Source organism: Bordetella tumbae (genome assembly GCF_965139195.1).
GTDB classification, from domain to species: Bacteria; Pseudomonadota; Gammaproteobacteria; order Burkholderiales; family Burkholderiaceae_B; genus Bordetella_A; species Bordetella_A tumbae.
This window is the reverse complement of sequence record NZ_CBCSJH010000009.1, coordinates 70,358-85,683: the sequence shown is the minus strand read 5'-3', so window position 1 is coordinate 85,683 and position 15,326 is coordinate 70,358. Positions and strand designations below refer to the sequence as shown.

10 protein-coding genes and 1 tRNA gene are annotated in these 15,326 nt (G+C 58.4%); 7 read left to right on the top strand and 4 right to left on the bottom strand.

The genetic code is table 11. The features are described 5' to 3' along the window. Window positions 1-156 precede the first annotated feature (156 nt). From ACNA0J_RS12610 to ACNA0J_RS12600, 3 genes are all read right to left on the bottom strand, one after another. Window positions 157-1,605, bottom strand: coding sequence for a sulfatase-like hydrolase/transferase (locus ACNA0J_RS12610; RefSeq protein WP_415819200.1), 1,449 nt, complete (start codon window positions 1,603-1,605; stop codon window positions 157-159). A gap of 33 nt (window positions 1,606-1,638) precedes the next feature. Beyond that, window positions 1,639-2,610 carry a tripartite tricarboxylate transporter substrate-binding protein gene (locus ACNA0J_RS12605; RefSeq protein ID WP_415819199.1) on the bottom strand — a complete coding sequence of 324 codons (972 nt, stop codon included), beginning with the start codon at window positions 2,608-2,610 and terminating at the stop codon, window positions 1,639-1,641. A gap of 182 nt (window positions 2,611-2,792) precedes the next feature. Continuing rightward, the gene (locus ACNA0J_RS12600) at window positions 2,793-3,740 is read right to left on the bottom strand and encodes a LysR family transcriptional regulator (protein ID WP_415819198.1); all 948 of its coding nucleotides are present in this window, start codon (window positions 3,738-3,740) and stop codon (window positions 2,793-2,795) included. Between the two features lie 216 nt (window positions 3,741-3,956). Between ACNA0J_RS12600 and ACNA0J_RS12595 the strand changes: the two genes are divergently transcribed. The 4 genes from ACNA0J_RS12595 to ACNA0J_RS12580 all read left to right on the top strand — a co-directional run bounded on the left by ACNA0J_RS12595 (window position 3,957) and on the right by ACNA0J_RS12580 (window position 9,761). Beyond that, a complete protein-coding gene (locus ACNA0J_RS12595) occupies window positions 3,957-5,597 on the top strand; it encodes a BCCT family transporter (RefSeq protein WP_415819197.1) in 1,641 nt (546 codons plus the stop codon). Window positions 5,598-5,681: 84 nt separating this feature from the next. After that, window positions 5,682-7,559, top strand: coding sequence for a DUF294 nucleotidyltransferase-like domain-containing protein (locus tag ACNA0J_RS12590; protein WP_415819196.1), 1,878 nt, complete (start codon window positions 5,682-5,684; stop codon window positions 7,557-7,559). Between the two features lie 2 nt (window positions 7,560-7,561). Next, window positions 7,562-8,311 (top strand): 3'-5' exonuclease, encoded by a 750-nt coding sequence (locus tag ACNA0J_RS12585; RefSeq protein WP_415819195.1) that lies wholly within the window; start codon window positions 7,562-7,564, stop codon window positions 8,309-8,311. Window positions 8,312-8,489: 178 nt separating this feature from the next. Next, on the top strand, window positions 8,490-9,761 hold the full coding sequence (locus ACNA0J_RS12580; RefSeq protein WP_415819194.1) for a putative Na+/H+ antiporter: 1,272 nt from the start codon (window positions 8,490-8,492) through the stop codon (window positions 9,759-9,761). A 53-nt stretch (window positions 9,762-9,814) separates the two neighbouring features. On the opposite strand, the gene ACNA0J_RS12575 is transcribed toward ACNA0J_RS12580, so the two are convergent. Then, window positions 9,815-9,905, bottom strand: a tRNA-Ser gene (locus ACNA0J_RS12575). A gap of 309 nt (window positions 9,906-10,214) precedes the next feature. On the opposite strand from ACNA0J_RS12575, the gene ACNA0J_RS12570 reads away from it, so the two are divergent. Genes ACNA0J_RS12570 through ACNA0J_RS12560 form a run of 3 tightly spaced genes read left to right on the top strand, consistent with a single transcriptional unit; the run spans window position 10,215 to window position 15,287 of the window. Further along, window positions 10,215-11,552, top strand: coding sequence for an NAD(P)/FAD-dependent oxidoreductase (locus tag ACNA0J_RS12570; protein ID WP_415819193.1), 1,338 nt, complete (start codon window positions 10,215-10,217; stop codon window positions 11,550-11,552). Window positions 11,553-11,610: 58 nt separating this feature from the next. Then, complete coding sequence (locus ACNA0J_RS12565; protein WP_415819192.1) at window positions 11,611-13,626, top strand: hydantoinase/oxoprolinase family protein; 2,016 nt, start codon at window positions 11,611-11,613, stop codon at window positions 13,624-13,626. Continuing rightward, window positions 13,626-15,287 carry a hydantoinase B/oxoprolinase family protein gene (locus tag ACNA0J_RS12560; RefSeq protein WP_415819191.1) on the top strand — a complete coding sequence of 554 codons (1,662 nt, stop codon included), beginning with the start codon at window positions 13,626-13,628 and terminating at the stop codon, window positions 15,285-15,287. The genes ACNA0J_RS12565 and ACNA0J_RS12560 overlap by 1 nt, the downstream gene beginning before the upstream one ends. Window positions 15,288-15,326 lie beyond the last annotated feature (39 nt).

Genomic DNA, 15,326 nt, shown 5'->3' with positions numbered 1-15,326 from the left:
TCAGCTCAATACGGGCAATTTTAACAATTTTCAGCCCATTTTTGGGCTGATTTAGTCCGAAACTGAGCTGATTAGAGCCGTATTGTGCGTGAAAGGACACATTTACGCCTCATGCAACACATGCAGTTATCCCAACTGGCGCCAGCACATGCCGCCTCACCCAGCCGGCTCGACCTGGGGCGCGGGCGTCGCTCCACTCAGGCCCATTGCCCCCGCTACGTCTGGTCCGCCCAATCGGTCGATCATCGCTGCTTGGTCGGCTTTGGCCAGCCGATCGACGTGCTCAGGATCACATATCGCATAGAGCGCAGCCCTCATATCCGCCAACACCGTCGCGTACTCGGGGTCCGCAGACAAATCGTGCAGCTCCTCTGGGTCTGCATCCAGATTAAAGAGTTCAGGTTCAAAACGCACATAATGATGATATTTCCATGGCCCTCTGCGCAGCATGAATCCCGCTGTATTACTGCCTGCGGCGTGATACTCACTCAACACGGCGCGAATTGCGTCGTCGGGCGCTCTGGAGACTTCAAATAGCGAGCGCCCTGGACGTGAACCCATCTGAGGGCGAGGATCCACGCCCACCGCCTGCAATATCGTCGGATATAAATCCAGCAGATCCACCGGCGTGTTGCACACCGAGGCCTCCACGTCCGGCCCGGACAGAATCATCGGGATCCCCACGCTTTCTTGATAAAGCGTGGATTTCCCCCACAAACCACGGGTGCCCACGTTATCACCATGGTCCGAGGTGTAAACCACATGCGTAGAATCGGCCAGGCCCAACGCATCCAGCCCGTCCACGATCTGCCCCACATTGCTGTCCAGAAAACTGCACAAACCGTAGTAGGCCAGAAACGCCCGCACGCGCTCGTCTTCGTTCTGAAATGTCTCTTCGCTACGCTCGAAATCGGCATAGGCCTGCACCCAAGGATGACGCGTATAGCCGCCTTTGGGATGCAGCTTCGCCTCGGGAATCTGACGCGCCTCGTATAAATCAAAAAACGCTTGCGGCGCAATCAACGGGAAATGCGGCGCGACCAAGCCTACGTACAAGACAAAAGGCTCTCGGCGGCGTGCGGCATCACTCAACCAATCCAACGCGCGGCCGGTCACCGATCGATCGTAAGACGTGTACGTAGACTCACCACTACCGATGCGATCTCCCAGCATACGTTTGCGCCCCTCGACCGGCAGATAAGGATCGCGGATAGAGGCCCACACCATGCCGTGTCCACCCACCACATGCATCGGAATATGCTCGGCGTCGAATCCGACTGGGTCCTCCTCATTGCGGTAATGCAGCTTGCCTATGCTTTCGACACGAATGCCCTGCTGTTGCAGGACATGCCCCCAACCGCTGGGGTCACCGACGTAGGGCATCGCGTTATCCCAATGGCGGGTTTGATGGACTCGATGTCCAGTCGCGAACGCCGCCCGTGCCGGGACACAAATGGGACTCGGCGTATAGGCATTTGCAAAACGCACGCCTCGCGCCGCCAACGCGTCCAAATGAGGAGTCAGGATAAAAGGATGCCCTGAGCAACCCATGAATGCGGGGTTATGCTCGTCAGACATGATGACAATGAGGTTCTTACCTTTCATGGTGCGTCCTGAAGTCTCGGGCCAATCGGCCCTTTAAATCTCGGGGGTATAGCCGCTGTCCTGAACGATCTGGTTCCAGAACGCGTAGTCCTTGTCGAGCTGCTGTTTCAGGGCCTCGGATGCCGTAGCCTTACACCGGAAATACAGTTGCTGCATCGCTTGCTCAAAAACGATCGAACCCACCGCGTCGATCACCGCCTGGCTCAAGGCCTGAGCGCTTTCTCTGGACATATCTTTATGCCCAAGCAAGGTGAAGTACTCAGTCATGGTCAGATCCGGATATCCAGCAGCGGCAAATGTCGGCACATCCGGCACGCTCGGAGACGGGGCCGTGCCGGTCGTGGCCAGAATGCGAATCTTGCCCGCCTTGTGCATAGGAATCAGGTTGGGCAGCGTCGTGATCAAAGACGGCAACGTTCCCCCGACGGTGTCACTCAGCGCCAACGATCCCCCTTTATAGGGAACGGCCGTCAGCGGCACATGCGATGCCTTGGCCAGCATCGCCCCAAGGAAACTCATGACCGTGCCCGCCCCTGGCGTGCCATACACCGCCACGCGAGCATCCCGTTGTGCCAACGCCAGAAAATCCTGCAGTGTCTGGGCAGAGCTGTCCGCGCCCACCGCAAAACCAAAAACGAATTCGCTGGCAGTGCCTAACGGCGTGAAATCATGAGGCGTATAGCCGAGATTTTTATAAAGATGCGGATACAACGTCAGATTCGTCGAGGGCGTCAACAGCACCGTGTTTGCACCGCCGCCTGCCGCCAGCAACGCGTCCACCGCGATACGGCCACCGGCTCCCGCCTTGTTCTCGACGATGGTGGTGAAACCCTGCGTGCGCATCCCTTCGGCCAGTGCACGTGCGACGAGATCCACCGCCCCACCAGGAGCAAAGCCCACCAACATACGCAACGGCGCACTCGCGTAAAGCTGCCGTATCGGCAGCATGCTACAGCCGAGGGCAGCGCCAAACGCGCCCAGGAACTGCCTGCGTCGTGCTTGCATACTTGTCTCCGTGACTCACGTATTGTCTATTTCTGTAGGCAAGCGTAAGGCGACGCAGACATAAAAGACAAATATTATTTATCTTCCGGGAATATAAGATTTTTTATATATAGGTCCGTCTGCTATCGCAGCAGATCATCACAGGCGCGCTTCGATTGCAGGAACCGACAGCACAGCGCGATTCACACAGCAGCGCTCAGTACCGGCGCCAGCCTGCCACGCAGGATTTTCGCTTTGATCAGACGGCGCAGCACAATGTCTATGCCCTGCTCAACCGCCAGCACCGCGCGGCCTGGCTCACTCTGGGCTATACGGACGATGGACTGCGTACGAGACAAGACCGGACGCACGATGCGCCGTACTCCCATACCCGGATCGCCACGCATCAACTCCCATCCCGCACTGTCCGGCAAAATCGCGAACGCCATGCCGTCCCTCACCAGCGCAAAGTTCAATACAGGATCATTGATCTCGTATTTCACATTCAGCGTGCAACCCAGATCCAATGCCGTGCGTTCGATCAATCTACGCAAGTCATGATCACGATTAGGAGCCACCAAGGGGCGTTGCCCGATGGCAGAAAACGCGATTGTCTTACCCAGGCGATCGAACATCGCCTCGACACCGAATAGAGAAAAGCCCTCCTCATACACCGGTTTGCAATACAAGCCCGGCAACTCGAACGCATTGGGCATCAGCGCCACATCCAACTGACGCGATTCCACGGCAGACCGCATCTCGCTGGACAACGCGGAAGACAACACCAGGCGAATCTCGGGATAAGTCTGTTCCACATGCCGCACGAGCGGTGCCGCAAGCATCTGCGCCAGCGATCTCGCCATACATATGCGCACAGGGCCTCGGGGTGTGCCGGACAGCCCCAGCACGTCTTCCTTTAGCGACTCCAATTGATCGAGAATCGACGTTGCGCGCAGTTGCAGACGCTTGCCCTCAGCCGTCAAGGCAACGCCTTTAGCATGACGCTCGAATAAGACGACACCCAATTCCGACTCAAGCGCCGCCACATGCTGACTCAAGGCAGGCTGCGCAATACGCAACACCGTGGAGGCTAGCGACAGGCTGCCGCTGTGAGCGATTTCCAGGAAATAACGTAATTGGCGTGGGGTCATCGCAATCCACCGAGAACCTTTTCCCTTATCGTGTGGCGGGCCAGTGTCATGGAGTGCATTCGCATAATGCTCGATCAGCAAGACGATAAATGTAGCAGCTTATCCTGAGCCAGCATGGCCAGCGGGTTGCCGCCGAGCAGCAAGTCCTTTATCGTGCGCGTTACATGCCTCGCGGAATGAGTCCGCCCTATTCCAGGTAACTTCAAGGAAATGTGGATGACGGAAGAACGCCCAGAAAAGAAAGATCCCATGATTCCCGATGGAGAAGTCAATCCCATCGATACCGATTATCAGGTCGGTCAGGACAACATCATCGTTAACGTCGGGCCGTTCGGCCTCGATATCCACAACCCGGTATTCGGCGTTGCGGGCGGACTGGTGATTTTGTTCGTCGCATTGACATTGGGTTTTCACGATCAAGTCGAGTCGCTATTCAGCGGGATGAAGGACTGGCTGACATCGACCCTCGATGGATTCTTCCTTGTAGCCGGCAACATTTTTGTGCTGGTGTGCCTGATCGTCGCCTTCTCGCCGCTAGGCCGGGTACGATTGGGAGGAACGGAAGCAAAACCCGACTATACGTATCTAGGCTGGTTCTCGATGCTGTTTGCCGCCGGCATGGGTATCGGGCTGATGTTCTTCGGTGTCTCCGAGCCCTTGACACACTTCGGCACCGCGTTTGGCGGCATCGAGATGACCGACGGCATCCGGACCGACTGGGCTCCCCTTGGTGCCGCAGCCGGCGATGCACAAGCAGCCACCCGCCTGGGTATGGCGGCCACGATCTACCATTGGGCGCTGCACCCGTGGGCCATCTACGCCGTACTGGCACTCGGGCTAGCGCTGTTTTCGTTCAACAAGGGACTGCCACTAACGATCCGCTCCGTGTTCTACCCACTGCTGGGCGAGCGCGTGTGGGGCTGGCCAGGACATGTCATCGACATCCTCGCCGTACTGGCCACGCTATTTGGCTTGGCCACCTCGTTGGGCTTTGGCGCGTCGCAGGCCAGTTCAGGCCTGCACTTCCTGTTCGGCACTCCTCAGGGCATCACCGTTCAGATCGTACTGGTCGTCGTCATCACAGGCATCGCGCTGTTCTCGGTTGTCGCAGGGTTGGATGCGGGGGTCAAGCGCCTGTCCGAGATCAATATGGCGCTGGCATTACTGCTGTTGCTGTTTGTCATCGCCGTTGGACCGACGCTGGAAATCATCAGTGGATTTTTCTCGAACCTCGGCGCCTATCTGCAGTATCTGCCGGCGTTGTCCAACCCGGTAGGGAGGGAAGACACTAATTTCCTCCAGGGCTGGACCGCCTTTTACTGGGCATGGTGGATCTCTTGGTCCCCCTTTGTCGGCATGTTCATCGCGCGAGTCTCGCGCGGCCGCACCGTGCGCGAATTCATTATCTCGGTGCTGATTGTGCCTTCGCTGGCGTGCACCTTGTGGATGACAGTATTCGGCGAAACGGCGATCTCGCAAGTCGTGCGCAACGGCTACGAGGCTGCGCGCGATGCAGAATTGCCGCTGCAGCTGTTCATGATGCTCGATGCGCTGCCGTTGAAAGAGATCACCTCCTTCATCGCGATCATACTGGTAGTGGTGTTCTTCGTCACTTCTTCCGACTCTGGATCCCTGGTCATCGACGTCATCTCCGCTGGCGGCAAAGTCGATGCCCCAGTCCCGCAACGCGTGTTTTGGGCCGTGTTTGAGGGGCTCGTGGCCATCGCACTGATTCTCAGTGGCGGGCTGGTGGCCTTGCAGGCCATGGCGGTATCGACCGGGCTGCCATTTGCCATCGTGTTGCTCGCAGCAACGCTCGCGATCATCAAGGGGCTGATGTCGGAACCACGGCGCTAAGAAAAGCCTGAGGGCGGGGTAGCACGCAACGCCCTTGCCCTCAAGCTATCGACACAGTCACGCATCCCTCCTCGTATCGAAATCATGCAGATCGAGCAGCTTGAAATCTTCGATTTTCTCCGCTCCCACCCGCCTTTCGATGCCTTGCCGCACGAAGCACTGGAGCGTGTGACCGCGGCCGTCGACGTGCGTTACTACAAGGCAGCTGAACAGATCGTGGAGTTCGGACAGCCCTCCGAGTACTGGTATGTCGTACGCAGCGGCGCAGTGGAAGTCTTTCGACGCACTGGAACCTTGTATAACCGCCTGACATCTGGCGGATACTTCGGAGAGTTCGGCTTGTTGCGCCACGGCCGGGTTCGTTTTCCGGCACGTGCACTGGAAGACTCGCTGATCTATCTGATTCCGCAGTCAGTATTTCTCGATTTATTCGATAACAATGAGGCGTTCGCGGATTACGTCGAGATCGAGGACCGCACCCGGTTGCGGCAAGTCATGTCGCGCCGCGAGGATGCCAATGATCTGCTGTCGGCGACCGTCGACACTCTGGTCACGCGCGAGGCTGTGACCCTGGGCCGCCAGGCCAGCGCGCGCGAAGCGGCCGAACGCATGACACAAGAAGGCGTGTCCTCGCTATTGATCGTCGATGACAATCCCGACATTCCTGGTCTGCCGTTGCTGTCCGGGATACTTACCGACCGCGACCTGCGTACGCGGCTGCTTGCGCCGGGCTTGGTTCACGACACGCCAGTGGCCGACATCATGACACCCCATGTAGTAACGGTGTCGCACAATCAAGTCATATTCGAAGCGATGCTGGCGATGCTGCGCCATAACGTGCATCACCTGCCAGTGATGAAGGACCAGCGTCCGCTCGGTATCATCGCGCTGTCGGACATCATCCGTTATGAGTCACGCAACAGTCTTTTCGTAGTTGGAAGCATCTTCCGCGCGCAAAATACGGATGAACTGGCGGCACTAGTGCCCGACATGCGAGCCTGTTTCACCCGCATGGTCGCTGAAGAAGCCAGCGCCCACATGGTAGGCAGCGCGATGACTGCGATTGGGCGCGCCGTGAAACAACGTCTGCTGGAACTCGCTGAGGCCGAGCTCGGCCCGCCCCCTGTGCCCTATTGCTTTCTGGCGCTGGGGTCAATGGCTCGCCAGGAACAGCTCATCGTCACCGATCAGGACAACGCCCTCATCGTGGACGACCGCTTTGATCCCGTCCAGCATGACGCCTGGTTCAAGGCGCTCGCCACCTTCGTCAGCGATGGGTTGGCACGCTGCGGCTATTCGTACTGCACAGGCGGCGTCATGGCGACCAATGAAAAATGGCGTCAGCCGTTGAAAACATGGGAGCGCCTCTTCACCGATTGGATCGAACGTCCAACTCCCGAATCGCTGCTTCACGCCGGCATATTTTTTGACCTCGATGGCGTATGGGGCCGCACGGAATGGGCAGTGCGTCTGCGCAAGATGATTGCGCGCAAGGCCCAGGGGAACTCTCGATTCCTCGCGTGTATGGCACGCAATGCGTTGCTGCGCACACCTCCATTGGGTTTCTTCAAGGACTTCGTCGTCGAATCCGATGGCCGCCACACGCACGCCATCAACATCAAGCGCCGCGGTACCGGCCCATTGACTGACCTGATCCGCGTTCATGCCCTGGCAATCGGCTCGCCGGCACTCAATTCATTTGATCGACTGCGCGAGATCATCGATGCTGCGATCCTGCCGCTGGGGCGAGGTCAAGATATGTACGATGCTCTGGAGTTCATCACCATGGTGAGGGCGCGAGTCCAGGCTGATGAACTGACTGCAGGCAATGAGCCCGATAACAGCGTAGAACCCGAAAAACTTTCGGACTTCGAACGCAAGAGTCTACGCGACGCGTTCCTGATACTGAGCAACGCGCAGAAATACCTTAAGTACCGTTATCAGCCGGGACGGTCCAATTAAAAATGCTGCACCTGGGAAACCTACGAACTGAGCAGGATGCCCGCCGCACCACGTTTGTGCACGACTGGCCGCGACACTTTTCGGAGTTGACCGAAACGGCTCGCGACGCTCGCCTCAAGGCCTTCTACGCACAGGGCACGCCGTCCGGCGACAGCCCCTTGGATAGCGTCCCCCTTGTTGCTCTCGACGTGGAGACTACCGGTCTCGATACCTCGCATGACGAAATCGTCAGCATCGGCGTCGTCCCCATGACATTGGCGCGCATTCAGGCAAGTGCGTCCCGTTACTGGGTGGTACGCCCCAAGGCAGAACTGACATCGGAATCGATAACGATCCACGCCATCACTCACTCGCAGATCGAGGAGGCTCCAGATTTGGAGGCAATCCTCGATGATTTGCTGCAGATGCTGGCGGGCCGCATCATCGTCGTACATTGCCGCGACATCGAACGCAGTTTTCTGAATGCGGCACTCATGACACGTATCGGCGAAGGCATAGAATTTCCGGTCATCGACACCATGGAACTCGAAGCGCGGCTGCACCGCAAACCGCCCACCCTGTTTTCCAGGTTGATAGGCAGGCGAACGCAAGCAGTTTCCATCCGGCTTGCGCCCAGCCGCGCACGCTACCGGCTGCCGCGATACCGCGCCCACCATGCGTTGACTGACGCATTGGCCAGCGCGGAACTGTTGCAGGCACAAGTCGCACACAGATTTTCACCACAAACCCTACTGCGCGAGCTGTGGCGTTGAGAGGCATTCTTTGTTCCTCGGCATGAACTTGCTCACGGCATCCCCGAGCGTATTTGCGTGCCCTGGCTTTGGTAAAACGCGGCCACTTTGATACACTCGCTTGCTGGGTGTCAAGCAAACTTCACTTGCTGGGCAGGTTAACGCGCAGGTCGGGCCGCCGCGCGGAGTAACTTCGACCATGCAAGACACCACTTCCTCTTTCTTTGAAGTCGCAGCCGCTATTATTTTTGCAGTGGCCCTGCTCCATACGTTCGCTGCCAAGCAATTTGAACGGCTCTCTCATCGTTTCCCGCGCCACGCCGGCTTATTTCATCTGCTAGGCGAAGTGGAAATCGTCTTTGGATTCTGGGCTGCCATTCTCATCGCATTCATGGCGTTGACTATGGGCGGCAGCGAAGCATTAGCGTACGCTGAATCGCGCAACTACACCGAACCATTATTTGTATTCGTCGTCATGGTGGTAGCGGCCTCGCGGCCCATACTGCAAACCGTCATGGCCATGATCAATGCGATCGCGCGAATGGTGCCTGTCCGTACCTCTGTGGCGACAGCATGGTTGGGACTGGCCGTCGTACCGCTAATGGGTTCGCTCATCACCGAACCTGCGGCGATGACGATTGCAGCACTGATGCTCGCTCCGCAGATTTTCAGGCCTGCAATGCCAAATGGGGCCAAGTACCTCGCGCTAGGCGTTCTCTTTGTCAACGTGTCGATCGGTGGAACACTGACGTCATATGCCGCGCCGCCTGTTCTCATGGTGGCCAGCACGTGGCAATGGGACTCTGCATTCATGCTCGCCAACTTCGGATGGAAGTCGGCATTGGCTGTTATTGTGAATGCGACCATCGCGACGCTCGCCGTCCGCACGCACATCGACAACGTGGCCTTGAGCTCCGGCACCACGTCGAATACCAAGCCCGTACCGGTGTCTGTGGTCGCAATACACCTTGCCACGTTGGCGGCCGTTGTCATGCTTGCCCATCACCCGGTGGCCTTCTTGGGAATTTTTCTCCTTTTCCTGGGGTTTACTCACGCCTATGAGCGCCATCAGAGTGCCCTCATTATCAAAGAAGCCTTATTGGTCGGCTTCTTTCTCGCGGGTCTTGTGGTGCTAGGGGGGATGCAGCAATGGTGGCTGCAACCCGTCGTATCGAGTCTCGAACCCATCGCCCTGTTCTTCGGCTCTCTAGGCTTGACGGCTATTACGGACAATGCCGCCCTGACTTACCTCGGATCATTGATCGAGGGAATGTCCGACGACGCGAAATATATGCTCATGGCAGGGGCCGTTGCCGGCGGTGGGCTGACCGTTATTGCGAATGCACCGAACCCCGCCGGCGTCGCACTGCTCAAGCGCGGCTTTTCTGACGAAACCGTCAGTGCAGGCGGTTTGCTCTTGGGAGCACTGATACCGACAGTGGTAGCGGCGGCGGCCCTGCTGCTATTGTGAGTTTGGAGTGATGTGAAAAAAGCCCTTGAGATGCTCAAGGGCTTTTGTATTTCTGGCGGACAGAGGGGGATTCGAACCCCCGATACGCTTATCACGTATACACGCTTTCCAGGCGTGCGCCTTCAACCACTCGGCCACCTGTCCTGATTCTGGACACGCTTGCAGCCGAGTCGCCTCAAAGAAGCTGGCCACAACGCGAATCCGCGATTCTAGCAGAAATGCAGACGGCGCGCTAAAGCGAAGCCCCGCCCGACTCAAGCGGGTGATAACTCCCGGGACAGGGCCGCTAACCGCATGTACCACATAAATCTAATAACACCACAACAATATCGATATGCGATATTAAAAATATGTATTGCAATACCATTGCAATGAAATTTAAAGTAGCGTCAATTGCAGTGTTCAGCTTCAGTCGTCCCCCGCCCCATGGGCCAACCAGGACCTACTCGTTGTATGCAGAACCTCACGCTACATCCCGCCGTCACACCAAGCGCGACTTCGCAGCTGGTGGAGCATGACACCCGGCATTCACTATGGTTGGCCACCGCAAATGCAACACCTGCTCTTCCGGTGTTAGATGCCAGCCGTCGCGCTGACGTCATCGTGGTTGGCGGCGGTTATTTAGGTTTAGCCTGCGCACTGCAACTGGCCAGTCACGGCGTCGATGTCACAGTGCTCGAAGCCGCCACGCCGGGTTTCGGCGCCTCCGGCCGCAACGGCGGCCAAGTCATCCCCGGACTCAAATACGATCCCGCCGAGCTGACCTCGCTATTCGGCCCGGCACAGGCCGAAAACATCATTGCATTCGCATCCACAACGGCAGACGCGGTATTCGACACCGTAGCGCGGTACAACATTCAATGTGATGCCATACGTCAGGGCTGGATTCAAGGCGCACACAACGACTCGATGTTGCGCACAACGGAGCAACGGGCCAGACAATGGATCGCGCGCGGCGCCAACGCGCAATTGCTCGATGGCCCGGCCATTACGCAGATGATCGGCTGCGCGCCGGGTCTCTATCGCGGCGGCTGGATAGACCGGCGGGCTGGTTCAGTGCACCCGTTAAATTATGCATTGGGCCTGGCCAGTGCAGCGATTGAACAGGGTGCACACGTATTCCAGCAATCCGCGGCAACGCGCATCGAACGCGACGGCCGCGACTGGCGTGTCATCACCCAGCAAGGCGCATCGGTGAGCGCGCCCCAGATCGTCCTGGCCACCAATGCCTATACCGACGAATTATGGCCACGGCTGCGCACCTCGATCGTTCCCGCGGTCAGCTCACAGGTTGCGACGGACCCGCTGCCCGCGCAACTGCGCTCGCTCATTTTGCACGAACAACAGGTCGTGTCCGATGCTCGCCGGCTGCTGCATTATTACCGCGTGGATGCCGCGGGCCGCTTGATCATCGGAGGACGCGGCAACCAGCCCTCTCGGCAAGGGGTGCAGGATTATCAGCACATCCGCCGCGCGCTGGAAGCCACCTTTCCTCAATTGACAGGGGTTTCCCTGCCCTACCGATGGTCAGGCAGACTCGCCATGACGCGCGACAGCATGCCGCATCTGCACCAGCCTGCCCCCGGCATCACGATTGCACTGGGCTGCAACGGTCGTGGTGTGGGCTTGACCACCGCGATAGGTCAGGCCATCGCCGATCATCTGCGCCTTGATAACGGTGCCGCGCTGCCATTTTCGGTAACGCCAATCCGCCCTATTCCGCTGCACAAGCTGCACCGCCTATACATCGCGGTTGCCGTGCAGTATTTCAAGATCCGTGATTTGTTCTAAAGCTGGCGCCTAGGCGCCCACCTTGCATCCTTGCCGTTGAATACATGAGGAAAGTGTTATGAGAGTCGGTGTAGAAGTGGGTGGTACGTTCACAGATCTGGTTGCCTTTCATGGCGACTCGGTCACGATCACCAAAGTCCCCAGTACCCCTCACGCGCCAGAACAAGGTGCCTTCAACGCGGTCATCGAATCGGGACTGCCCATTTCGCAGACCGAGGATTTTGCGCACGGCTCCACCGTGGCAACCAACGCAATCCTGGAGCGCAAGGGCGAACGTGTTGCATTCGTCACGACGGCGGGTTTCCGCGATATGTTGCTGCTGCAGCGTCAGGATCGGCGCAACATCTACAACCTGCGTTATGCAAACCCAGCCAGTGTGGTGGGTCGCGAGTCGTGCTTCGAGGTCATCGAGCGCATGCTGGCCGACGGGTCTATCGACACCGAGCTGGATGAAACCGATCTGACCCAGCGCTTGATTCCCGAGCTAAAGCGGGGCGAGTACCGCGCCATTGCCGTCTGCCTGTTGAACGCCTTCTCCAATCCTGCACACGAAAAACGCGTCGCGGCGATATTGACCGAATATCTGCCTGAAGCCACGGTGACGATCTCGACCGATGTCGTCAATGAATTCCGCGAATATGAGCGATCTAGCACGACCGCACTGTCAGCCTACGTACAACCCGTGATTGCCGGCTATCTGAAACGATTTTCGAGCTGGCTCGCAGAGCAGCAATTCAAAGGGAATTTCTCTGTCATGCAGTCCAACGGCGGCCGCCTGCCGGCGGACGCGATGGGCCGCAATGCGGTATCGGCGCTGTTTTCGGGCCCTGCAGCCGGGGTAGTAGGCGCCACGCGCCAGACGGGCCGCTCAGGCTTCACGAACCTGATTACCTTTGATATGGGCGGCACCAGCACCGATGTGTCGCTGATCGAGAACGGTGAGTTTCGCATGAGCACAGAGACGGTGATCGACGGTCTGCCCGTGCGCACTCCCGTGCTGGATATCGCCACCGTCGGTGCAGGCGGCGGCAGCATCGTCTGGATGGATGATGGCGGCATGTTGCGCGTCGGGCCGCGCAGCGCTGGCGCCAACCCTGGTCCGGTCTGCTACGGGAAAGGAGGCACCCAACCGACGGTGACGGATGCGCACGTGGTCTGCGGCACGATCCGAGCCGACATCAAGCTCGGCAACCACATCAGAATCGACCGCGAGGCGGCACGACAGGCCTTTAAACCCTTGGCCGACAAACTCTCGTTGAGCATCGAAGCCACCGCCGAGGCAGCCATCCAACTGGCCAACGCCAATATCGTACGCGCCATTCAGCTCGTATCGACGGAACGTGGACGCGATCCTCGTGACTATGCCATCGTCCCGTTCGGCGGCGCAGGCCCCCTGCATGCCTGCCGGGTAGCGGACGACCTCGGCGTGGACAAGGTCGTCGTTCCCCCCAATGCCGGTGTGATTTCCGCATACGGTCTGCTTGCTTCGGATTTCGTGAAGTTCGAAAGCCGCACCCACAAAGTGAGACTGACGCCCGAGGCGATCGAGCCGCTGGCATCGAGCATTCAACAGCTCAGCGATACGTTGTCGGCGCAATTTGCCGAGATCGGTCTCGCTGCGCCATATGAATGGAAAGTGAGCGTGGATATGCGTTTCGTCGGCCAGGCCTTTGAGGTCGCCGTAGACCTGAGCCCCGAGGATCTGCAGGCGCTATCCGATGACATGCTGCGTGCACGTTTTCTGGAAGCGCATGAGCGTATCTATTTCCATGGCGCGAAATCCAATCGGGCGATCGAAGTCATCAGTTTGCGCGTATCGGCCAGAAAGCCATTGGCCAAGATCCCCCACCTCGTGCGGGAGCAGCAAGCATCCCATCCGATCCCCGACACCGAGTTATTTGGCGATGGAGCATGGCACGTTTGCCGCCGGGTCGCCGAGGGCGCCTTGCGTGTGGGCGAGCCGCTGAACGGCCCCGCTGTCATAGAAGGGGTGACCACCACGGTCCTGATTCCTGCCGGCTGGTCCAGCACGCTGGACACCAGTGACAACCTGATTCTGACGAGGAAAGCGTAATGAATGTTTCAGCAATCGACTACGCGGTGATCAGCCAGGCGCTTCACGCCGCCGCCAACGAGATGGGCGCCAAACTGATCCGTTCGGCCTATTCAACGGTACTGCGCGAGGCGCGCGACGGTGCGTCGGCGCTGCTGGATGCAGCGGGCAATGTCGTCGCTCAGGCAGATCTGATTCCCATGCAATTGGGCCCCATGAGCATGACGATCAAACCATGCCTGGAACGCCATCCAATCGACACTCTGGAGGAAGGCGATTTCTTTATCAATAACGACCCGTTCGAAGGCGGTCAGCATCTACCCGATGTCTTTATTTTTACGCCCATATTTGTCGATGGGAAAGTGATCGGCTTTGGCGCCAGCGTGGCGCATCACCTGGATCTAGGCGGCGGCAGCCCAGGGTTAAACAGCAGCGCTACCGACGTGTTTCAGGAAGGGCTGAGGATTCCACCGTCAAAATACAATATGCATCGTGACTGGAATGGCGGTGCATTCGAACGGCTGGTCGCAGCCAATGTGCGCGTACCGGATTTGACGATTGGCGACTTCAACGCGCAGCACTCGGCCAATGCCATCGGTGCGGACCGTGTACGGGCTCTCTGCCAAAAGTACGGCGTAGATGCCGTGTGCGAGGTGATGACTGAGTTCGTGGCCTATTCCGAGCGTCGCATGCGGCACGCGATTTCTCAGATCCCTGACGGCGTCTACTACGGCGAAGACGCCGTCGACGATGACGGTACGAACGACGCCCCATTGACTGTCAAGGTCAAGGTCGAGGTTCGTGGGGATGAGATCTACATCGATTTCACTGGCACCTGCGATCAGGTGATGCGCAATGTGAATTGCCCGCTGTCCTCGACGCATTCTGCTGCACTGAACGTCGTGAAATCCGTGGCATCCGAGAGCGAGATCCCTTACAACGAGGGCATCAAGCGTCCTATACACATCCATGTCCCACCCGGCACGCTGCTGAATCCCACTCACCCAGCCCCCGTCAGGGCGCGTATGGAGGCCGCGTATCGTGCGTTCAACGCCATTATGAAAGCGCTGGCCAAGGCCTTGCCAGAACGCGTGATTGCGTCCGGATTCGACACCACGGCCGTGATTTGCTTCTCTCGCCATGACTCGGCGGGCTATCACATCAGCCTGGAAATCTTCGGTGGCGGATACGGCGCATCCGCGCAAGCCGATGGCTGCGACGCCGTAGATTCGCCCCTGTCGAACTGCAGCAACACTCCCATCGAGGCGCTCGATGCGCAGCACGACTTCATCCGGGTCATCGCACACAGACTCGAAGCGGACTCATTCGGCCACGGGGCACAACGCGGCGGCTCGGGATTCTCTCGACACTACAAGGTGCTTCGTGACGATGTGAAGCTGGAGCTGTACGCAGATCGTTTCCGCATCCAGCCGTCCGGCCTCTTTGGCGGTACGCCTGCGCAATTGGGCAGGTGCACAGTACACCGAGGATCAGAGCAATTCGAGGTCTCGTCGAAATCGTCGACATGGCTGAAAAAAGGCGACGTCATCGAGCTGTTCTGCGGTGGTGGCGCCGGCTACGGCGAGCCCTCGCAACGGTCGCGCGACGCGATACATAAAGATCTGGTCACGGGCCTGCTGACGCCAGAGACTGCCCGCGCCGCGTACGGATATACATCCTGATTCTGGTCTCATTCCTGCTGTTCTTTCATGAAGCAAGCA

Excerpts from the sequence above, each read along its gene's own strand:
- ACNA0J_RS12580 (WP_415819194.1), top strand. The coding sequence starts at position 8,490 with ATGCAAGACACCACTTCCTCTTTCTTTGAAGTCGCAGCCGCTATTATT.
- ACNA0J_RS12570 (WP_415819193.1), top strand. The coding sequence starts at position 10,215 with ATGCAGAACCTCACGCTACATCCCGCCGTCACACCAAGCGCGACTTCG.
- ACNA0J_RS12605 (WP_415819199.1), bottom strand. The coding sequence starts at position 2,610 with ATGCAAGCACGACGCAGGCAGTTCCTGGGCGCGTTTGGCGCTGCCCTC.
- ACNA0J_RS12590 (WP_415819196.1), top strand. The coding sequence starts at position 5,682 with ATGCAGATCGAGCAGCTTGAAATCTTCGATTTTCTCCGCTCCCACCCG.
- ACNA0J_RS12600 (WP_415819198.1), bottom strand. The coding sequence starts at position 3,740 with ATGACCCCACGCCAATTACGTTATTTCCTGGAAATCGCTCACAGCGGC.
- ACNA0J_RS12560 (WP_415819191.1), top strand. The coding sequence starts at position 13,626 with ATGAATGTTTCAGCAATCGACTACGCGGTGATCAGCCAGGCGCTTCAC.
- ACNA0J_RS12595 (WP_415819197.1), top strand. The coding sequence starts at position 3,957 with ATGACGGAAGAACGCCCAGAAAAGAAAGATCCCATGATTCCCGATGGA.
- ACNA0J_RS12585 (WP_415819195.1), top strand. The coding sequence starts at position 7,562 with ATGCTGCACCTGGGAAACCTACGAACTGAGCAGGATGCCCGCCGCACC.
- ACNA0J_RS12610 (WP_415819200.1), bottom strand. The coding sequence starts at position 1,605 with ATGAAAGGTAAGAACCTCATTGTCATCATGTCTGACGAGCATAACCCC.
- ACNA0J_RS12565 (WP_415819192.1), top strand. The coding sequence starts at position 11,611 with ATGAGAGTCGGTGTAGAAGTGGGTGGTACGTTCACAGATCTGGTTGCC.